Raw genomic sequence first — 21,280 nt, 5'->3', positions numbered from 1 at the left:
ACTGATGTTAAAGTTTGGATTTTGCCTTTTTTTTAAGAAATTTAAACTTGTTCTAAATTAAACTATGCTGTATTACTTTGCCCTGCTATCCTTATTGATATCGTTTTTATTGACGATATACAATTGGAAGCTGGAAAAAAACACCTTGTTTATTGCGGGCATTATGGTGATACTTTCAGCTCATGGGTTAACGCATTATTTTTCAGACCCTACCCAAAGCGACTTTTCATTGGCCTTGCTTTTTGGGACATTGACACCCTTTTGGTTAGTACCTGGTCCCTTACTACATTTCTATTTTAGAAGTATTCTCACACCAGAAAAGGCTAAAATAACGTCATGGGATCTACTTCACTTTATCCCCTTTTTCATCCAATTAGCCAATATCGCACCTTACCTAGTTACCTCGTGGGACTATAAGCTGCAGATTGCTCATTCGATACACCAAAATCTGAATAACTTAAATATCATTAACGTTAATTCATTTTCTACCTTCAAAACGTCATTTTTAAGTAGGCCTATCTTGATGTTAGGGTATCTATTGTGGTGCACTTTATTTCTACTTCAACAGATTACTCAGACAAATTTACGAACGAGAAATTGGCTCATTTTTGTCCTATTCAGCCTTTTCATCATCACCTCTGCGTATCTAGTCGTTGCGCTTAATCTATTTAGCACCTCTTTCAGCGATGTTTCCATAAACGAGAATCCGATCTATTTCTCCTCTGGTATAGTCTACATAATTTTCCCCATCGCGCTCATATTTATTTACCCAGAAGTACTTTATGGGATAAAGAAGGTCTATAAGCAAAGCTTTGACGTCCCTAAAGAAATAAGTAAAGAGGAATTAACTGAATTAAAGGATTTGGCAAACAGAATACAAAACTACTTACATAAAGAAAAGCCCTATTTAAATCCATCCTTTGAAATAGCTGATGTAACTAGAGCGCTAAATGTTCCACAGAAACAAATTTCTTTAGCCTGCAAATATGCCAATGGCAAAAAGTTTACCGAATTACGTAGTAGCCATCGCATTAATCATGCGAAAGCACTTTTACACAAAGGACTTACAGATAATATCACCATCGACGCCATCGGCACAATCTCTGGATTCAAATCAAGATCTACTTTTTACGAGGCGTTTAAAGCAGAAACAGGAATGACCCCTAGCCAATATTTGGAAAGCCTCTAAAACAAAAAAGGCCTAGAGAATCCTCCAGGCCTTTCGCTATTTTCTGCGTTAGTTTATTTTACTATTTTAATCTCTACTCGACGGTTTAATTGCTTACCCGCTTGCGTTTTGTTGCTGTGCGCTGGCTGACTCTCGCCGAAGTAAGATGACTCGATTCTACTCGCCTCGATGCCGTTCTTCTGTAAGTATTTACGTACTCTTGCTGCCCGGTTTCTAGATACTTTCACGTTGTTCTTCTTCGTTCCGTAGTTATCCGTGTGACCTTTTACGCTTACTTTAGCTGTAGGGTTTTGCTTTAGGGCTTCCACTACTTCATCTGCTTGCGCTTTCGCTGCTGGCAAGATCACGGCGGAGTCATCATTGAAAATCAACGTTCGGTCTTGAAGTAATTGCTCTTTCGCCTTTTGCTCTTCTGCTGCTTTGGTTTCTGCCGCTTGCTTGGCTTGCGCTTCTGCTGCCGCTTTTGTTTTTGCTTCTGCCTCATAACGCGCCGCTACCACTGCTTCGGCTTTTACCATCGCCTCTTTCTCTAACTTAGCCATCGCTGCTGCTTGTAAAGCCGGGTCTATGCATCCATTATTTGAGGCTGATCCAAACACGCCAGGGCATTGATCCAAACGATCCACCACGCCATCTCCATCCGTATCTACATCCACTGGGGCTGATACTGCTTTTGCTATTGTTTGTTCGCATCCTTTTCCAAAAGCAAACGATACCCCAAACGAGTTCAAGAAGTAAGATCCTCTCGCATCAAAGGCATTCGAACCTAAGTGGCTTGTTTGGTAAAACGGGGAACCGGTAGACACCTGGTACATCACGCTCACTTGCTTGGTGATCGCTGCTTTTAAGCCTAAGCCAACAGATCCGATCACGTCCACATTGTGATTGGTTTGTGTCGTGTTTTTTCTCGCTAATGCACTCGCCTCTAGGCTAGCAAAAGGAGTAAAGATTTTTGCCAAAGGCTTCGAAAGCGAATAACGCAATCCTAAACCCGCACTTAAATACTTCATGTCCACTCCGCTCTTTACTGCATTGTAACTAGGCGAAGTCGTGTAACCTCCAAGGCCCGTTAAAACTACTTCAATGTTTGACTTGAGTTGGTGGGTCACTTGCAATCCACCGTGTGAATACGTCGGGCGTTGTCCCGCTTCGGTTGCGGTATTGGTTAACCACAATGCGGAGCTTCCGCCTAAAACGCTAATGCTATTTTTATACGTCTGTGCTGTCAGGTTTGAAACCATGGCGCACATCACTAAAATTACTACAACTACTTTTTTCATGTCTTACTTTTTCTTTTAATGCTATTATTTACTCTCTGCTTTATTAAACACATAAAAACGCAAGGCTAATTCGTGCGTGTTGCTGGCCATCTTGCTCATCGCAGAAGTGGGAACTTCGTACACGTAACCCATGTACAATTTTGGGCTAACTTGAACTCCTAAACGGGCACCATAGCTATCTTGTGAGCGCAAACTGGCCCCTACGTCGAACTTGTTTAAAATGTTCGCCGTCAGATTCACATCCCAGCTCGTAGGTGCGTCAGGAGATAGTCTAGCCAAAGCACTCGGATACAAATTCACCGCCTCATTCAACTTCACCTTAGTTCCAGCCATCGCATAGTAATAGGCCACGTCTTTGTAAGCCCCGTTTTGTGGTCCAAAATCATAGTTCAACACCCGCGGTTGCGCAAGGCTGAAAAACAATCCATCTTCTCCTTTGCTTAACTTGATCCCCCAGCCCGTGTTCGTCTTCATTCCCGTAGAGCGATCCCCTTGGAACATCGGATCTACCGTACTCACTAAACGAAGTGAGGAAAAATTCACGCTCATACTCGACATCCCTAAACGTACACCACCGGATAAATTCCAGTCTTGGCTTAATTTAATGTGGTAAGCAAAGTCCCCAGCAATGGTAGCCGTTTTCACCGGTCCCGCTTGGTCATTGATCAACACAAAACCCAGCCCTTTATTTGCGCCGTATTTAATGTTTCCTGTCAAAGATACCGTCTGCGGTGATCCCTCCATTCCCATCCATTGCTGGCGGTTAATCAAGATGAATTCCGAGTGCTTTGTACTACCAGCCTGGCTCGGATTAATCACTTGCGGATTAAAACGATACAGCGAATACATGGACTCCAGCTGTGCTTGCGCTTGCTGAATAAATAAAAAACTTATTAAAAATAAAGCTATCCTTTTCATATTTATTGTGCTAAACGGCTAATGTAAATAAACGTGTTAACCGTAGGTTTTACTCCGAAGAAATCCACCACATAATAGTACACTCCATCCGGCAGTAAGTCTCCGCTGTTAGTAGTTCCTGCCCAATCATTCTGATAATTCGATTGCTCATAAACCACCATACCGCTTCGGTTGTAAACCGTTAACTTATTAGGCTGTGTAGCTAATACACCCGGTACTAACAAGACATCATTTTCGCCATCGCCATTCGGTGAAATACCTTGTGGTGTAAACGTCACACAAACATCTTTGTCTAGTCGATTGGGAATACCGTCATTATCGCAATCTGGTAAAGCGCCTAAGTTCAGGTTATCCTCATTCACGTCTAGAATGCCATCGCCATCACAATCCGTGTCGCGGTAATCAGGAATACCATCGCCATCTAAATCAGGAATGTTCGCCCCTTTGATTCGACTATAGCCCTCTTCCACATCGGAGATTCCATCACCATCCGCATCAGCAAAACTTGACGCGCTGTTTGGATTCGTGCCTTGGTACACCTCGATGTAATCAGGTACGCCATCACCGTCCGTATCTTTCACAGATTTTGCATCGTTCGGGTTAGTGCCTTGCTTGATCTCGACATAATCAGGAACGCCATCACCGTCTGAATCAACCGCTGAAGTCGCATCGTTTGGATCTAGACCCGCAGCAATTTCCACATAGTCAGGAATGCCATCACCATCCGTATCCTTACCATCGTAAGCAACAGTCGGATTCGTTCCTTGTTTCACCTCGATATAATCCGGAACACCGTCTCCATCAGAGTCTTTCGCATCGCCAGCAGCGGCAGGATTCGTTCCTTGTTTTACCTCGATGTAATCAGGTACTCCATCACCGTCAGTATCTTTCGCATCTGTGGCTACAGCCGGATTCGTTCCTTGTTTCACCTCGATGTAATCTGGAACACCATCGCCGTCTGAGTCCTTAGCGTCCGTGGCTGTCGTAGGTGAAGTTCCTTGTTGAACTTCGATGTAATCTGGTACTCCATCGCCGTCGGTATCTTTTAATTGATCTCCAGCTGCGGCAGGGTTTGTACCTTGTAATGCCTCGATGTAATCAGGTACACCATCGCCATCGGTGTCTTTTGCATCACCGGCTACCGCTGGGTTTGTTCCTTGTTTGACTTCGATGTAATCCGGAATACCGTCGCCATCGGTGTCTTTGGCGTCGCCAGCTGCCGCTGGGTTAGTACCATCAGCTATTTCTACTACATCTGGTACTCCATCGCCATCCGTATCCTTAAAGCTGGTCGCTGAAGTAGGATCCGTACCGTCGATTGCCTCTTGAGCGTCAGAAACGCCGTCGCCATCGGTATCCACAGGAGGTGTGGTAGTATTCGTATTCGTTGCCGCCGCCACCGTTATCGTTGTGGTTATGGTGCCACTTGAGAAGTTAGTGTCCGCCGCTTGAGTAGCTGTAATAGTTGCCGTTCCAGCACCCACAACCGTCACCGTGTTTCCGCTAATCGATACCACTGCTGGGTTCGAAGAGACATAGGTAAAAGCTCCTGTACTATTCGTGGTAGGTGCGGTTAACGCAAACGCTGCGTCACCTATAGTTTTCGAAATTGGCGTAAATCCGGAGATGGTAGGGTTGACATTTCGAATAATCCCGGAGTCAAAAACTTCGTTGTTTGGTCTAATATATTTAGAAGCATCTGCGCCAGAAAGTGCATAGGTAACCATAATAATTTTACCTGTACCCACACTCGCATTTATGTATTTAGCCGTTGCTGTCACAGTGACAATATCGCCAGAAATAACTCCTATTAAACTACCTGCGGTGATGTTCGCTACATCATTACCATCATATACTTTTGATAAGGTAAGTGCTGGGGCAGAAATGCTTAATTGAGTTGCTGTTCTAGTCACTGTCAATACATAGGTTTTAGACGTGGTTTGATCTTCCGCACGCACTAAGACCGTAATCGCATTTTCGCCTGGACTTAGGTTAATCGCACCTGAGGTTTGGCCACTGACTACTGGAATACCATTGACATAAATAGTTGCCGACGCATCTGTAACAATAGGTGTCACTGTTATCGAGCTAACGCTATTCGCAACAGTTGCCTCATAATTAGTTCTACTGCTGGAGAAGACCGGATTTAACGTTCCGGCACTTGTGGATAAACCCGCTAACGTAGCCACGGACGATGGTGCAGTTCTAGTTACGGTTACGGTATACGCTTGTTGCGTTACACCGTCCTGTGCTAGTCCTACTAAGGTAATTACGTTTGATCCAATGCCTAAATTAATGGCCCCGGAAGACTGACCGCTGGTCACTGCATCGCCATTAGATGTAACCGTTGCATTGGCTTGGTTCACGGTAGGAGTCAAGGTTAATGAACTCACATTCGTGCCCACTGTCGCTGTATAGCTAGTGGTACCACTTGAGAATGCTGGACTTAATGAACCCGCGCTTAAAACTAATCCGGATAAAGTAGCATCTGTAGCTGGAGCCGTACGGGTCACTGTAACTGTATAGCTTTGTTGCGTACTACCATCTTGTGCCGTTACAACTACCGTTAACGTATTCGTACCTACGGAAACATTCACAAGACTTGATGACTGACCACTAGCAACGATGTCTCCATTCACGGAAATCGTAGCCCCTGCATCAGTAGTGGTTGGTGTTAATGTTAGCGAGCTAACACTATTAGCAACCGTTGCCGTGTAACTTGCCGTTCCACTTGCAAAAGTTGGGCTAAGCAAGCCCGCGCTTAATGATAATCCAGACAAGGTCGCGTCGGTCGATGGACCCGTACGCGTTACCGTAAGAGTATAAATCTGCTGCGTGCTACCATCTTGAGCGGTACCCACAACCGTAAGGACATTTGCTCCTACTTCAAGATTGATAACTGAAGTGGATTGACCATTGATGATGGCATCCCCATTCACGGTAATTGATCCTGAAGCATTTGTCAAGGTAGGTGTCAAAGTAATCGAGCTCACATTGTTCGCCACCGTTGCCGTATAGCTTGACGTTCCACTCGCAAAAGTTGGACTTAACAACCCATTGCTCATTGACAAACTAGCTATTGTAGCATCGGTCGATGGAGCGTTACGTGTGATCGTCAGCGTATAGGTTTGCTGTGTGCTTCCATCCTGCGCTGTGCCTACGACTAATAGGGTATTAGTGCCAAAACCTAGGTTTATTACACCTGAGCTTTGTCCACTGATAACAGGGTCACCATTCACTAATACCGTCGCATACGTATTTGTTACCGTCGGAGTTAAAGTAATTGAACTCACATTCGAAGCTAACGTAGACGTATAATTTGTGGTTCCACTAGAGAATGCTGGACTTAATGTACCGTTGCTTAGAACTATTCCTGACAAGGTCGCATCAGTCGCTGGCGCCGTACGGGTTATTGTTACGGTATAAACCTGCTGCGTATTTCCATCTTGAGCTAGACCGACAACCGTAATGACGTTTGCACCTACGCCTAAATTAATAGAAGCCGTCGACTGGCCACTAGCTACCACGTCTCCATTGACTGAAATCGTAGCAGTCTCATCTGTCACCGTAGGTGTTAAGGTAATTGAACTCACATCGTTTGCTACTGTAGTGGTATAACTAGTCGTACTGCTAGAGAATGCTGGGCTGATTGTGCCGTTACTCAAAACTAGGTTCGCCAATGTTGCCACCGCAGATGGAGCAGCACGCGTAACTGTCAACGTATAAGTCTGCTGAGCGAGGCCATCTTGTGCCGTTCCCACGATGGTAATGACATTGTCTCCAACCCCTAAATTGAGTTGACCAGACGACTGACCACTCACCACTAAATCTCCATTCACTGTTACCGTTGCCGTAGCATCCGTCACCGTAGGAGTTAAGGTCATGGCACTCACACTATTCGGAACGGAGGTCGTATAGGTTGTCGTTCCACTAGCAAATACCGGACTAATCGTTCCATTGCTTAACGCAAGGCTTGCTAATGTCGCCACCGTAGATGGGGCACCACGAGTAACCGTGATGGTATACGTTTGTAACGTAACACCATCTTGAGCCGTTCCCTCTACCGTAATAACATTTGCTCCTACTCCTAAGTTAATCAGTCCTGAAGACTGACCACTAATGACTGGATCTCCATTCACGGTGATCGTTGCATTGGCTTCGGTTATCGTAGAAGTCAAGGTCATCGAACTAACACTATTCGGAACAGTGGCAGCATAACTAGTCGTACCGCTTGCGAAGGCTGGACTCAGTGTTCCATTGCTTAAGGCAATGTTTGACAAAGTAGCAATTGTCGATGGTCCCGTACGCGTTAGCGTTACACTATAGCGTTTTTGCAAGGATCCATCCTGTGCGATGACATCTACATCGACCGCATTGTCCCCTACTTTTAAGGCCAAAGGACTACTTGCTTGTCCACTAGTCGTCACTAGACTATTCACTTTTACCGTTGAATTAGCATCCACTGCCGTAGGTAAAATCGTAGTTGACGTAATTGCATTCGCAAGAACGGAAGTATACGTTGTCAGGCTAGACGAGAACGTTTGACTTAAGGTTCCTGAACCAAGGCTTAAATCACTTAAGTCAACTGAAACACGCGTCACTGTAACCGTATACGTTCTAGTCGTCGTGCCATCTTCTGCTGTCGTAAGAACTGTGATGACATTTGGCCCAATACCTAAATTGATACTTCCACTTTGTTGTTTATTCACAACCGTCACACCATTGACTTTCACGCTCGCCGTAGCATCTGTCAGCGTAGGAATCACTTTTACAGAGCTAACGCTACTAGAAACTAAAGCAGAATATGTGCCTGTGGCTGCATCAAACGTAGGCGAGAGCGAACCCTCGGTTAAGCTTAAGTCTGCCAAAGTTGCATCTGCAGAAATCCGATGCACTTCGATTGTGTATGTTTTTTTCGTTCTTCCATCAGCCGCTGTCACGATGATAGAGAAACTGTTTTCTCCTACTTCTAAATCAAATGCACGACTAGGTTGTCCACTTTGCGCGGCCTCCCCATTAATCGACACTAGGGCCTCACCATAAGATAAAGTTGGTGTGATAGAGAAAGTAGAAACAGCATTAGGTACTTCAACTGTATAGGCTAAAGTCGAACTTGCGAACACCGGACTTAATGTTCCAGAACTAATTCCTAAGGCCGTTAAATTTGCATCCGTGGAAACCGCATAGCGTAAGATCACCACACCGGATCCTCCGTTACCTCCGGCAGCATCAGCACCGGTTCCTCCACCGCCTGCGCCACGGCCATCCATACCATTTGAACCCGAAGATTGCGTTCCTCCATTACCTCCTACGCCAGAACCACCTGTTCCTCCACCTTGTCCACCATTTGTATCCCTGGCACCACCAGCGCCCCCTCCAGAATAGTATAATGAAGAACCTGAAATGTTAGAAGTAATTCCTGGGCCTCCATCTCCTCCTACGGAATTATGTCCGTCAGGATGACCGCCGCGTGTACCTACTCCCCCAGCACCGCCGCCGCCGCCGCCAGCATGTCTATAATTACCATAGAGTCTAGAAACCATACCATTGTATCCCTGTCCTGCCGTACCCAAAGCATAAACGCTTCCATTGTTACCACCAGATCCTCCTCCGGATGCTCCATCATTTCCTTTTCCACTATCTACGCTTACGCCGGCACCTCCGCCACCGCCGCCTAACGCGAGTAATCCTCCAAAACGGGAATCATCTCCATTATCCCCTACATAGGTATTGGTATTCGTATAAACAGGAGCTGTACCTCCTCCTCCTACTGTTACAGAATAGGTTCCTCCAGGAGTAACCGTCATAATTCCTTGCAACAACCCACCGGCCCCGCCTCCACCAGTTCCCCAGTAATTTTGACCAATATTTCCTCCCGGTGTTCCACCACTACCTCCACCACCTACAACTAGGTAATCAACTGAAGTTACACCTGCAGGCGCAGTCCAATCTGGGTAGTTTCCTAAAGTAGAGAATGTTAATACTTTGTAAACGGCTCCAGTAGGATCAGATGTGAATGTACTTACGTTATTTGTCGTTGTGACGGTACCTACGATCGTCGTTTCTACAGGCACATTGGGAAGTTCTTCATACCGAATAATAACAACACCATCGCCTCCTGCACCTCCATTTCCATCACCACCTACACCACCGGCACCGCCACCAAATCCATCTGAACCATCATTTCCATTTCCATTTCTATTTCCTGCAGCTCCACCACCTGTTCCACCAGATCCAGGACTAACGTTTTCATCAAATAATCCAAAAAACCACGACATATCACGTGTTCCACCACCACCGCCACCGCCGTAGTACACATTGGCACCTGTAATCGTCGATAAAAGACCTGCACCACCATTACCTCCATTTTGAGGACCTGATGAGTTAGCTCCCGCGGCACCTGCGCCACCACCACCGCCACCACCAGCGCGGTTTCCATCTAAATCACCTAATAAAGAGTAAGCTGAAGATCCACCTACATTTCCTTGACCTGAAATTCTTGAACCACCATCGTTAGGCCATAGACTCCAGCCATAACCACCACCGCCACCACCGGATCCACCAGTTCCTCCGGGTTCATTCTTACCACCACCATAACCACCACCATAAGCCATAATACTTCCAAACTGAGAGTTTCCTCCAGGTTTAGCCGTTCTAAGCATTGCAATGCTTGATTTTAATCCTCCTAAACCTCCTGCACCTACTTTAACATTATAGGTTTGGCCTGGAGTAATGGAATAATTCGAAGCGGTAAGTACACCGCCACCGCCACCACCACCGCCGCCGATGAATTCTCCATATCCAATAGTACTAGTAGATCCCGCAGAACCACCACCCCCAGCTACGACTAAATAATCTATTTTAGTCACACCCGTAGGAGCAGTCCATTCACACTCACCTACTGAAGAAAATTTCAATACCCGGTACGTTTTACCGTTCGCATTTGTTGTTCCTAAGTTAACTGGCGCACAAGATGGTGGCGTATACGTAACCCCTAAAGTATAGGTCTTCGAAGTCGTTCCATCCTGAGCTGTTAACGTAATTTGAATAGAAACCTCCACGCCATTCGTTAAAGGTACTAAACCACTTGTGGCACCATTCGCCACTACTCGACCATTTACTTTAATAATCGCACTCGCATCTGCGGCTGTTGGCGTAACCGTAATCGTCGGTCTAGTAGAAACAATTCCTGTATAGGAAGTAGAAGATGTGATCGTGACAGTTCCAGAACTTAATGCCACGGTGCTCAAGTTTGCATTCGTAGAGGCTGCTGCTCTAGTTACCGTTAATGTGTACGATTTTGTCGTCGTACCGTCTTGTGCCGTTACGTCTGTCGTGATCGTATTTGACCCTACATTTAGGTTGATTAATTTACTCGCGGTAACGGCTGTCGTATTTACTTTGACCGTAGCATTTGCCTGCGATTTAACCGGAGTTACTGTCGTGCTAGTAGAAGCATACGGAACAGTCGCTGTATACGTAGTCGTCGCACTCGAGAAAGTAGGGCTTAAGGCTACTCCCGTCATGGAAAGATTGCTTAAGTCTGCGTTATTAGAAAGGGCGCGGTTGACCGTTAAAACATATGTCTTCAGTGTAGTTTTATCTTCTGCCGTAACCACCATGGTTATGGTGGTAGATCCAAAACCTAAATTAATCGTACTCGATTGGCCACTGGTTGCCGTGATTCCATTGACTTTAAGTGTCGCTAAAGAACTAGAGATAGTAGGCGTTAACGTAATGGAATTTACCGCATTAGCTACCGTAGTCGTATAGGCTAAGGTGTTTGTCCCAAAGCTTGGGCTTAATGTACCTTGATCAATACTTAATCCACTCATGGCAGCATTCGTTGAGGCTGCCGCACGCGTAACAACGACCGTGTAGGTTTTCTTGGTTGTTCCGTTTTGGGCTGTAACAACTACTGAAATCGTGTTGTTCCCTACGTTTAATGACACATCAGAGCTGGCTGTGCCATTCGCCACATTTTTACCATTCACCGTAATGGCAGCTGTCGCATCAGACAAGGTAGGCGTGAATTTTAGTGAGGAAACAGCATAAGCAACGGCACTAGTATATGCGATGGTATTTGTGCCGAAAGTTGGGCTGAGACTAGCCCCATTATTCAAGGTAAGATTCGTTAAGTCCGCAACAGTAGAGGCTGGACTTCTGGTAATAACTACGGTATAGGTCTTTTTGGTAATTCCATCCTGTGCCGTGCTCACGACAGTAAGAGTATTCGCCCCTACACTTAATAACACATCTGAACTAGCCGCCCCGTTCGCAACCGTCTTACCATTTACGGTGATGATAGCTGTCGGATCAGAAACAATAGAGGTCACTTTTACAGCAGAAACCGCATATAAAACCGTACTTGTATAAGCGTTTGTATTCGTAGCAAAACTAGGATTTAATGTTGCGCCGTTATTTAGTGAAATGCTCGTTAAATCGGCATTGGTGGACGCTGGATTTCTTGTAACAACAAACGTATAGGTTTTCTTGGTAACCCCATCTTGTGCGGTACTCACCACATTGATGGTATTCACCCCCACACTTAGTAAAACATCTGAACTAGCCACGCCACTCGGAACGGATTTCCCGTTCACTGAAATAGTTGCCGTAGCATCTGCCGTACTTGAGGTGAATTTTAATGCTTTGACCGCAAAAGCCACCGTTGAGGTGTAGGTATACGTACTGGTTGCAAAGGTGGGACTAATGGTTGCTCCATTGTTGACAGAAATACTCGTTAAATAGGCATTTGTAGAGGCCGGCAATCTCGTAATGACAGCAGAATATCCTCTACGGGTAATCAAATCTTCCGCCGTGGCAACCATATTAATGGTATTTGCTCCTACATTTAAAAGGATATCAGAGCTTGGTGTTGCATTTGCAACAAGTTTTCCGTTCACAAAGACAGATCCGTTCGCATCTGATAATATAGGGGTTGCCTTTATAGCAGATACGGCATATAAAACCGTGCTAGTGTAGGATGTTGTATTCGTATTAAAAGTCGGACTTAAAAGGGCTCCATTATTTAAGGCAAGACCTGCCAAATTCGCATCAGTTGCCGGCGTAGTTCTGGCTACAACTAAGGTATACGATTTTTTAGTGGTTCCATTTTGTGCTGTAGTCGTCACATTAATCGTATTTGACCCTACCGTTAAATAAACGTTTTGGCTAACAGATCCATTTGAAACTGATTTACCATTGACTGTTATTGTCGCTGTTGCATCCGCTAAAGTAGGAGTTACATTCAGCATACTTCTAGAATAGGGAACAGTAGTAGTATAGGAAGTTGTATTGGAAACAAACCCTGTATTTAATGACGCATTATTACTTAAGGTTAAGTTGCTAAGATCCGCATTTGCAGATGGAGCTTGGCGAGTCACCGTTACAGAATAAGTCTTTTTTGTAATACCATCTTGCGCAGTAGCCACCGCATTAATTACGTTTGCGCCTACATTTAAAATCACGTCTGAACTATTAAAACCGCTTGCTACGCTTTTCCCATTAACTGAAATCTTAGCTGTAGTCTCAGTAGAAGTAGGTTCTAATTGAACATTTGTAGTAGCGTAAGGAACGGTTGCGGTATAGGCAGTAATTGCTGAACTAAATGATGGGCTTAAAGGAACAGCTGTATAATTATATAAAACAAGGTTTGACAGATTCGCATTCGTGGATGGAGCTAAACGAGTAACCGTTATCGTATATGTTTTCTTCGTTCCATCTTGAGCAGTCACAGCAATGGTAATCGTATTTGATCCCTGATTTAAAACGATACTGCTACTGGCTGCGTTATTTGAAACTGTTTTGCCATTCACTAAAATAGTCCCACTTCCACTTTCAAGCGTGGGAGTAACCGTCATGGTAGCCATGGCATAGGGTACACTTACGCCGTAATTAGTAACAGATGGAGAAAATCCTGGAGGAGAGGACGACTCCCCATTAGAAGTAATAGTTAATCCCCCTAAATTCGCATTAGAAGACAAATAAGTAATCGCAGGTAGTGGAATGACAATGGAGCTATTCGTCCTATTGTAAAATGTTTGTGGACAATAACCTATTGTAAAATTGGAGCCACAATAGGACCCATTAAGCGCAGATGTATAATTTTCTGTAATCCAAATTTCATTGATAAAATCATTGACATCTACTTTAGCTGGATTTTGCCATTGTTTGAAAATAATATTAATCGAGGAGATATCGCCATTCGCATTAGTAGAAACAGTGGGTTGTCCACTAGGACCCACTACGTAGGAATTAGTCTCATTATACGTATTTAGACCATCAAAAATAGAATATGAAGCTATATTAACGGCTTCACGATTCATGTTAGGCGTTAGTACTCGGTCAAAGGTGATTTGACCCGATAGCTTCATGCTCGTTGTGTAACTTTTTCGATTCGCTGCACTAGCGGTGGATGGATCATAGTTTTCGATAAGCGGAGAGGAGGCAAAAGTCAAAGACGACAATTTAACCGTCTGAGCCACACTGGACAGACTACCAAACAAGCCTACAAATAATAAAATGAATTTTAGAACACGGAGTTTATGAAGATTATTCATAGAGGGAAGAACAGAGTATTTATTTGAATCCTAAATAAAATTACTCTACCTCCTTTTCAAGCGCAAAAACTAGTAGTCAAGGATTTATTGCCAAATGGATATATATTGGACTTTGGCGAAAATATGGGTTTAAATGGCGCAGAATGGCTATTTTAAGGAGGGTTGTTCCGTTTGAACTTTTTGGCGATAGTGTGCCGGCTTTTCTCCCACAACGGCCTCGAACGTGTTGTAAAAAGATTGTTTTGACCCAAAACCCGACATCATCGCAATCGATTCCAATTTGTAATGTTCATAGTTCGCATCATTGAAAATGCGAAGAACCTCCTCTACTCGATAGTGATTGATGAACGAATTGAAATTTTGGTTTTTATGCTTCTTTAAGAGAACCGAGATTTCGCGCTGGGAAGAATGGATGGCCTCAGCCACCTCGTCTACCTTCAATTTCGTATTAAGGTAGGCCTTCTCTTTCTCGAGGTATGAGCACAATCGGAACAATACTTCTAGTTCAGAGGAATCCTCGGTAGCATATTTCTTTTCTAGCTGCTGAAATTTTTCGGAAAGATCCTGATAAGCCAATTCCCTTTCCTTCAACAAGTTCACTCGGTGGATGAATAAGGAAATGGTGACCAAAAGTATGATTGCCACAAAGGCTAAGGCAAAACAAACAAGGTCAAAAGGACTAAAAATCATTATAGAACAAACAGAGTGGCTTTATTAATTCGGATTGAATTTAAAAACCCTTGTTTGTACCCACAAAAACTAGTAGTCTAACATTTGATGCCCTACTGCTATATATTGGACTAATTTCAGAAAAAACAACCTTAATTAGCTACAATCGCATTATTCTTAGCTTTCAGATCATCCGTAACTTTTTGACGATAAAAGGCCGGCTTAACCCCTACCACACTTTCAAAAGCCGTGTAAAAAGATTGTTTCGAGCCAAAACCAGCCATCGTCGCAATGGCCTCTAACTTGTAGTGATCGTAATTCAAGTCATTAAAAATTCGGATTACCTCTTCGATTCGGTACTGATTAATGCATGCGGTAAAATTTTGATTCTTGTTCTTCTTTAATGCCGCCGCAATCTCTTTTTGGGTGGATTGAATCGCCAGAGCTACCTCATCTACTTTTAATTTAGGATTCACATACGACTTCTCCTTTTCGAGATAAGTGTACAATTTTTGTAATAATTGCCCCTCCGCATCAGCCTCTAACTTTCGCGAACGCTTAAATTGCGCACTCGACTCTTCATAATTTCTCATCAAGCTGAAATAGGCTTTATTACGCTCGTTCAATAAGCGTACGCGTACTAAATAGAAGTACAGTAAAGCACCTAAGAAAGCGGCCAAAACAGCCAAGGCAATTCGCTCTAAAAACACCTGATCTTTCAAGCTCTTATTTTCCAGTTCTTTCTTCTCTGTTTGATATTTAATCTCTAAATCGTGAATGGTCGTTTGCTTGCGAAGTGAAACTAAGGAATCGTTCTTCACCTTATAATCTCGCATGTAAGTAAAGGCATTTTTATAATCGCCAAAGGTTTCGAAAAGCTTGATAGCCTCCGGGAAACCCTCCAAAATCAGAAAATCTTGCCCGCCTATTTCTGTAAATATTTTATTCGATTGCTCTAAATGAAATTTCGCTTTGGGGTATATTTTCATCGAGGCAAAAACCGATGACAATCCTCTATGTGCCATCGCCATTCCCTCTGTTTCATTGCGTTTTGCAGACTCTGCTAAAATGCGATTAAAAATGGCAATAGCCTCTGCATTTTTACCTTGAACAGCAAGCGCTTGTGCCATATTATAATCTACTTTCAAGGCCAGAAATGAACGATAAGACAAGGGAATCAATTCGGCCGATTTCGTAATATACCAAATAGCACTATCCGGAAGACTGGTCTTATACTCAATCCCTAAGTCTAAAAACGCTGAACTCATTTTGAGGGAGTCATTTAGCTGAATCGCGAGGTCTTTCGACTTTTGATAATATACAAGGGCCTTATCATGACTCCCAATACCCGAAAAAGTATTCCCTATATTCAACACCACACTAAACCGGGGCCCCAAGCTATCCAACTTAACCAAAATATCATACGAGGATAGCAACTCTTTCAGCGCCAGTTCGTAGGATCCTTTCGTAGCTAAAATGGCGCCATAAGATGCCTGCAATTTCGCTTGATCATATAAGCGGCCATGTGACTTAAAATACCGAATGGCCCCCGGAAGATAAATCTCTAATTTCCGTTGATTAGCCGCATCCACTTCGCCTTTAATTGGCAAAAGAGACTTTGCAATGGCTAAAGAATCGCCTTCCTTCTCTGCTATTTCCCTGATTTTTAGTCCCAAAATCAACACAGAGTCCATCTGCCTATTAGTTGCATACACCTGTTGCTGACTTAAAAGTTTCTCTAGTTCAGGACTTGATTTACCTAAATTTTGATCCGAATCAGTCGCATTAGAGCAAGAAAAAAGAAAGGAGGCTGCTAGAAAGCAGCATAAATGCAGCGTATTTTTCATTTAGAACAGAAGATTATGAGGGCCAAATTAATACTATTTGCCAGTAACTCAAACCAAACAAGGCCACTATAAGGGCTTATAACCATTATTTGGAAAAATTAGCTTAATTTTAGCACTGACTCCGGAGCACAATGAAAAAATACATCATCTTACTTTTACTGTTTTCTGCTTCTCTTCTTAAGGCAGATAATCTCCGCTTATCTTATTTAGGAGAAGCAACCATTACGTATGCAAAACCTTACATTTATTTAATTGAAAAGAACTCTTATAAAACGATCAAGATTCCAGAATTAACCGAGTCTGCCCCTGTTTATTTTAAGTTTAGCGATTCCACTTTTTATAAAAAATTCACCCCGACTTCTTTCCAATTAAATATCATTGATAATAAGCTTTATATTACCCAAAATTTAGGGGGAATTGTCTATGAAATTCGAGGAAACGAATTAGTACGTATTGATCATTCTTTTGAACATAAAATGCAAATTAATAGCCAGCAATTTTTGTATGATAATCGCATTTTTCGATTCGGGGGATATGGGTTCTGGTCTGCACGAAATTTCTTTACTTATTTTGATATTAATTCCAAAGAATGGGAGAGCTATTCACCCGTTCAAGGAGACAAAGTTCCTCCTGGAATGTTTGACGTAAACCAATTCAAAAGTGGGGAAGATATCAGCTATTTTAATGGGATGGTACTTAATGCGTTTGACAACCTAAAATTTGAACGGAACCAAGATCTTTGGCATTTTAATTTACGTTCAAAAACTTGGGAAAATAGGGGCAAAACAGCCCTGTTTTTTGGCAATAATCCCCAAAACTTTCAATACGATAATTACTTCGTTGCATTCAATGAAGAAAGAAAGATTATTCGAGTAAATTTTACGGATGACAGCTATGAAATATTTCAAAATGAAGCCGTATCATCGAAAATTTCACCCCAATTTAAGCCCTTTGTAGAGAATGGAATTATCTATTATTTTGCGAATAATCATTCAAATGGGGATATAGAATTAGTCTCAGTCCCCATCGATAAATTTTTAGGCAATGCTATTTTAAAAGCTCCATTTTTAGAGCTAAATCTTTGGGCAAAATATTCTGCTTATATCATTGCCATCATCGGACTATTTGGGTGTTTTTTAGTCCTCTATTTTTTCCTCAAATTGCGCCCGTCCAAAGCGACCATTATTAAAGACAAAGACGGCATTTTATACCTTGGAAAAGCCACTATTAATTTCGAAGAAAACGAGCTAAAAGTTCTGCGCCATCTATTAAAAAAAGACGACGTTCCGAACTCAGAACTCCTTGAATTAATTGAACAAAAAGGCGTTCATTTTTCACACAATATTCGCCTGAAAAATGATGTCTTAAACCAGTTAAATCTGAAGCTAAAAGCTATTCTGCAAGTCGATACTAATTTCATTATTTTCAAAAAATCAGACACCGATTCTCGCCTCAAAGTATACCGCTTAAACAAGCAGTTTTTTCAGGTGAGTGAGGAGTTTTTGAACTCATAAAATATGATCCAAATCTTTGTAACCGGCGGGACTTTTGACAAAGAATATAACGAGCTAAATGGTTCGCTGTTTTTTAAAGATACGCACCTACCGGAGATGCTCGAAAAAGGCCGTAGCAGACTGGACGTTTCCATCGACACGTTACTCATGAAAGATAGTCTAGAGTTTAGCGACGTAGACCGCCAGCTAATCTCGTTTGCCTGTTCTTCTGCTGGTGCCGATCGTATATTAATTACCCATGGAACCGATACGATGGTGCAAACGGCCCAGTATTTGGCCTCCCAAAATATCCCCAAAACCATCGTCCTCACCGGCGCCATGATCCCCTACAAGTTTGGTAGCTCTGACGGGATGTTTAACCTAGGAAGTGCCTTAGCTTTCCTCCAAATATTAGAGCCTGGCGTCTACATTTCGATGAATGGGAAGATTTTTGCGACGAATAACGTCCGCAAGAATCTGGAAAAGGGTGAATTCGAGACAATAAATTAATACCTTGCATCTATATAAAACCCTGTTAATCATGAAGAACAAAATCATCGTTGGATTAATCGTTGTATTAATCGCCATCCAATTCGTTCCTACAGAGAAAAACCTCTCGAACGATAACACTTACGCTTTAGAAACAAAGTACGAAGTGCCCGCAGACGTTAAAGTCCTGTTAGAAAACGCCTGCAACGATTGCCACTCGAACAAATCCACCTATCCTTGGTACAGTTCAGTTCAGCCGGTGGGTTTTTGGCTAGATCACCACGTGAATGATGGTAAAAAGCACTTGAATTTTGCGACGTTCACGAAGATGCCTATCGCGGTGCAAAACCACAAATTAGAAGAGGTGGTGGAACAAGTAGAGTCTGGCGAGATGCCAATGCCGTCTTACACGTATTTTGGTCTACATAGTAATGCCAAATTATCAGAGGCTGATCGCGCTAAAATCATCAACTGGGCTAAGTCTCAAATGGCGATGTTAAAAGCAAGCTATCCGGCTGATAGTTTGAAGATGAAGCCAAGAAAAAAGAGCTAGACGCTGCTGCGCAGCGCAGTCAAAGAGTCGCCTTCGGCTTAGTCAGCGCTGCTGCGCAGCGAAGTCAAAGAGTCGCCTACGGCTTAGTCACGACTTTGTCGTTTAGTCCGGAGGGGGTGTTTTGCACGGTTAGGAGGGACTGAGTCCGCAGTCTTTAGGGCGAATATTCGCCTGCTGGCTCTAATGGCACTATTTAGTGAAATAACTCACAAAGTATAAAAGTCGATTTTCAGGTGTTGACAGATTTTGTCAATACTCGAAAATCGACTTTTTATTTAATTTAAGATTATAAGTTTACTTATAGTAAACTTTTGTACCTTGCTTTGTGTTTAATATAATAGCTAGAAAAACGCTTCTCGAGTATTGCAAAAAGTATCCAGAGGCTAAAACTAGTTTATTGTCTTGGTACCACGAATTAGAAAAATCCGACTTCAAGAGTATTAATGAATTACGTCGAACATTTCCGGACTCCAGTATAATCGGAGACAATCGAATTATATTTAATATACAAGGGAATAAATTTCGCCTAATAGTCAGAATTGTATTTGATTATAAAGCAATTCAAATTAAATGGTTTGGAAGCCATTCAGAATACAACAAAATAGAAGCACTAACTGTCCAAAACAAAAAATAAAATGGAACTGAAAATCATAAAATCAGACATTGAATATCAAAAATGCTTGGATTGGTTAGATAATCAATTTGACAAAAACTATCCTGTAAATAGCACAGAGGGCGAAAAAATTCAAATCGTTTTGTTGCTTGTCAAGCAATATGAGGACACTCACTATGCAATTCCTACGCCTGATCCCATTGAGATAATTAAGCTAAAAATGTCAGAAAAGGGATTACGAAATAAAGATTTTGTTGGGAAAATTGGTTCTAAAGGGTATGTGTCAGCAATCATTAACCGACACAAACCCTTAACATTAGAAACCATAAGAATATTCAAAAAAGAATTAAACATCCCTGCTGAGGTATTTATTTAGTCGCGCAGCGACTTCATATCAATCACAAAACGGTACTTCACATCTGACTTGATCACGCGCTCGTACGCTTCATTAACATCTTTCATATCGATCATTTCGACATCAGAAAGGATATTGTGTTCTGCGCAGTAGTCTAGCATTTCTTGTGTTTCCTCGATGCCACCGATCATGGATCCGATGATGGAACGTCTTTTGGAAATCAACGTAGCCGCGTAAACTTGAGCCGCCTCTGGAGGAATTCCCACTAAAAGCATCTTGCCCTCAACCTTTAATAAGCCCAAAAACTTATTCAAATCATGTGACGCCGCCACCGTATTCAAGATAAAGTCAAACGAGCCTTTCAAAGATTCCATGGTTGCAGGATCAGTCGATAAGGCGAAGTGATGCGCGCCTAGGGCTTTGGCATCCTGCTCTTTCGATGGTGACGTACTCAACATAGTCACTTCAGCGCCAAAAGAAGCTGCAAATTTCACCGCCATGTGGCCTAAACCACCCAAACCTAACACCGCCACTTTGTGACCCTTACCCACTCCTGCATAACGCAAAGGTGAATAGGTCGTGATGCCGGCGCATAAGAGAGGGGCGACACGCTCTAGCTCTTTGGTAAACGGAATATGCAACGTATACGCTTCGTCGATCACATAAGTCGAGGAATATCCACCAAAAGTCTGCGTCACCCCATCGCGGTAATAGCCATTATAGGTAGGCGTCATCTCCTCGTCGCAGTATTGCTCCTGACCCTTTTTACACGACGGACATTCGCGGCACGAGTCCACAAAAACACCCACACCAGCCAAATCACCCACTTTAAACTTCGTTACTTCTGCACCTACTTCCGTGATCGTACCCACAATTTCGTGGCCTGGAACAATGGGATAGACAGACGGCCCCCACTCGGAACGCACCATATGAATATCTGAGTGACAAACCCCGCAATAAAGGATGTCAATTTTTACGTCTTTGGGACCTACATCGCGTCTTTCAAAATCAATCGGCGCAATGGGCGCCTGCGGATTTACCGCGCCATATCCGTGTACTTTTATCATAGTTTCGTTTTTTGTATAAGGTAAAATTACTCGTTTAATACTCACATTTGTATCACGATTTAACCTTTATATTGTAAAATTGTTTTAGGCCAAATAAGGGGCATATATTGAAATAATCTTCAAGCCACCCAAGCCGCTTTTGGACTATTGACACTTTCTGTCAATACCTGAAAAGCCCTCTGCGTACCTCGCGCTTTATTTCATACAATATTGCCATTTGCGCCCCTAATGACCCTTTCGACTAAGTC

Annotated in this window: 12 protein-coding genes; 6 read left to right on the top strand and 6 right to left on the bottom strand. The window is 43.0% G+C overall.

Annotated features, from left to right (window positions below; genetic code table 11):
• Nucleotides 1-64 precede the first annotated feature (64 nt).
• Nucleotides 65-1,189 carry a helix-turn-helix domain-containing protein gene (locus tag SKC37_RS07700; RefSeq protein ID WP_377980917.1) on the top strand — a complete coding sequence of 375 codons (1,125 nt, stop codon included), beginning with the start codon at nucleotides 65-67 and terminating at the stop codon, nucleotides 1,187-1,189.
• Nucleotides 1,190-1,242: 53 nt separating this feature from the next.
• On the opposite strand, the gene SKC37_RS07695 is transcribed toward SKC37_RS07700, so the two are convergent.
• The 5 genes from SKC37_RS07695 to SKC37_RS07675 all read right to left on the bottom strand — a co-directional run bounded on the left by SKC37_RS07695 (nucleotide 1,243) and on the right by SKC37_RS07675 (nucleotide 16,462).
• Nucleotides 1,243-2,469 (bottom strand): OmpA family protein, encoded by a 1,227-nt coding sequence (locus tag SKC37_RS07695; RefSeq protein WP_377980916.1) that lies wholly within the window; start codon nucleotides 2,467-2,469, stop codon nucleotides 1,243-1,245.
• 24 nt (nucleotides 2,470-2,493) lie between these two features.
• Entirely contained in the window at nucleotides 2,494-3,387 is an 894-nt protein-coding gene (locus tag SKC37_RS07690; RefSeq protein ID WP_377980915.1) for a PorP/SprF family type IX secretion system membrane protein, read from the bottom strand.
• Nucleotides 3,388-3,389: 2 nt separating this feature from the next.
• Nucleotides 3,390-13,946 (bottom strand): cadherin-like beta sandwich domain-containing protein, encoded by a 10,557-nt coding sequence (locus tag SKC37_RS07685; protein ID WP_377980914.1) that lies wholly within the window; start codon nucleotides 13,944-13,946, stop codon nucleotides 3,390-3,392.
• A gap of 147 nt (nucleotides 13,947-14,093) precedes the next feature.
• Nucleotides 14,094-14,591 carry a helix-turn-helix domain-containing protein gene (locus tag SKC37_RS07680; RefSeq protein ID WP_377980913.1) on the bottom strand — a complete coding sequence of 166 codons (498 nt, stop codon included), beginning with the start codon at nucleotides 14,589-14,591 and terminating at the stop codon, nucleotides 14,094-14,096.
• Nucleotides 14,592-14,767: 176 nt separating this feature from the next.
• The gene (locus tag SKC37_RS07675) at nucleotides 14,768-16,462 is read right to left on the bottom strand and encodes a hypothetical protein (protein WP_377980912.1); all 1,695 of its coding nucleotides are present in this window, start codon (nucleotides 16,460-16,462) and stop codon (nucleotides 14,768-14,770) included.
• A gap of 131 nt (nucleotides 16,463-16,593) precedes the next feature.
• Between SKC37_RS07675 and SKC37_RS07670 the strand changes: the two genes are divergently transcribed.
• The 5 genes from SKC37_RS07670 (at nucleotide 16,594) to SKC37_RS07650 (ending at nucleotide 19,986) form a co-directional block, all read left to right on the top strand.
• A complete protein-coding gene (locus tag SKC37_RS07670; protein ID WP_377980911.1) occupies nucleotides 16,594-17,976 on the top strand; it encodes a hypothetical protein in 1,383 nt (460 codons plus the stop codon).
• Nucleotides 17,977-17,979: 3 nt separating this feature from the next.
• Complete coding sequence (locus tag SKC37_RS07665) at nucleotides 17,980-18,465, top strand: asparaginase domain-containing protein (RefSeq protein ID WP_377980910.1); 486 nt, start codon at nucleotides 17,980-17,982, stop codon at nucleotides 18,463-18,465.
• 31 nt (nucleotides 18,466-18,496) lie between these two features.
• A complete protein-coding gene (locus tag SKC37_RS07660; protein WP_377980909.1) occupies nucleotides 18,497-18,997 on the top strand; it encodes a heme-binding domain-containing protein in 501 nt (166 codons plus the stop codon).
• 325 nt (nucleotides 18,998-19,322) lie between these two features.
• A complete protein-coding gene (locus SKC37_RS07655) occupies nucleotides 19,323-19,631 on the top strand; it encodes a type II toxin-antitoxin system HigB family toxin (RefSeq protein ID WP_377980908.1) in 309 nt (102 codons plus the stop codon).
• A gap of 1 nt (nucleotide 19,632) precedes the next feature.
• The gene (locus tag SKC37_RS07650; RefSeq protein WP_377980907.1) at nucleotides 19,633-19,986 is read left to right on the top strand and encodes a helix-turn-helix domain-containing protein; all 354 of its coding nucleotides are present in this window, start codon (nucleotides 19,633-19,635) and stop codon (nucleotides 19,984-19,986) included.
• On the opposite strand, the gene SKC37_RS07645 is transcribed toward SKC37_RS07650, so the two are convergent.
• Nucleotides 19,983-21,032 carry an NAD(P)-dependent alcohol dehydrogenase gene (locus SKC37_RS07645; RefSeq protein ID WP_377980906.1) on the bottom strand — a complete coding sequence of 350 codons (1,050 nt, stop codon included), beginning with the start codon at nucleotides 21,030-21,032 and terminating at the stop codon, nucleotides 19,983-19,985. The genes SKC37_RS07650 and SKC37_RS07645 overlap by 4 nt on opposite strands.
• Between the last annotated feature and the right edge of the window lie 248 nt (nucleotides 21,033-21,280).

Origin of the sequence: Aquirufa esocilacus (assembly GCF_042715595.1) — a bacterium.
GTDB lineage: Bacteria > Bacteroidota > Bacteroidia > Cytophagales > Spirosomataceae > Aquirufa > Aquirufa esocilacus.
The sequence above is the reverse complement of the archived record's forward strand: the minus strand, read 5'-3'. Positions and strand labels throughout refer to the sequence as shown.

Excerpts from the sequence above, each read along its gene's own strand:
- SKC37_RS07700 (WP_377980917.1), top strand. The coding sequence starts at position 65 with ATGCTGTATTACTTTGCCCTGCTATCCTTATTGATATCGTTTTTATTG.
- SKC37_RS07695 (WP_377980916.1), bottom strand. The coding sequence starts at position 2,469 with ATGAAAAAAGTAGTTGTAGTAATTTTAGTGATGTGCGCCATGGTTTCA.
- SKC37_RS07690 (WP_377980915.1), bottom strand. The coding sequence starts at position 3,387 with ATGAAAAGGATAGCTTTATTTTTAATAAGTTTTTTATTTATTCAGCAA.
- SKC37_RS07685 (WP_377980914.1), bottom strand. The coding sequence starts at position 13,946 with ATGAATAATCTTCATAAACTCCGTGTTCTAAAATTCATTTTATTATTT.
- SKC37_RS07675 (WP_377980912.1), bottom strand. The coding sequence starts at position 16,462 with ATGAAAAATACGCTGCATTTATGCTGCTTTCTAGCAGCCTCCTTTCTT.
- SKC37_RS07670 (WP_377980911.1), top strand. The coding sequence starts at position 16,594 with ATGAAAAAATACATCATCTTACTTTTACTGTTTTCTGCTTCTCTTCTT.
- SKC37_RS07665 (WP_377980910.1), top strand. The coding sequence starts at position 17,980 with ATGATCCAAATCTTTGTAACCGGCGGGACTTTTGACAAAGAATATAAC.
- SKC37_RS07660 (WP_377980909.1), top strand. The coding sequence starts at position 18,497 with ATGAAGAACAAAATCATCGTTGGATTAATCGTTGTATTAATCGCCATC.
- SKC37_RS07650 (WP_377980907.1), top strand. The coding sequence starts at position 19,633 with ATGGAACTGAAAATCATAAAATCAGACATTGAATATCAAAAATGCTTG.
- SKC37_RS07645 (WP_377980906.1), bottom strand. The coding sequence starts at position 21,032 with ATGATAAAAGTACACGGATATGGCGCGGTAAATCCGCAGGCGCCCATT.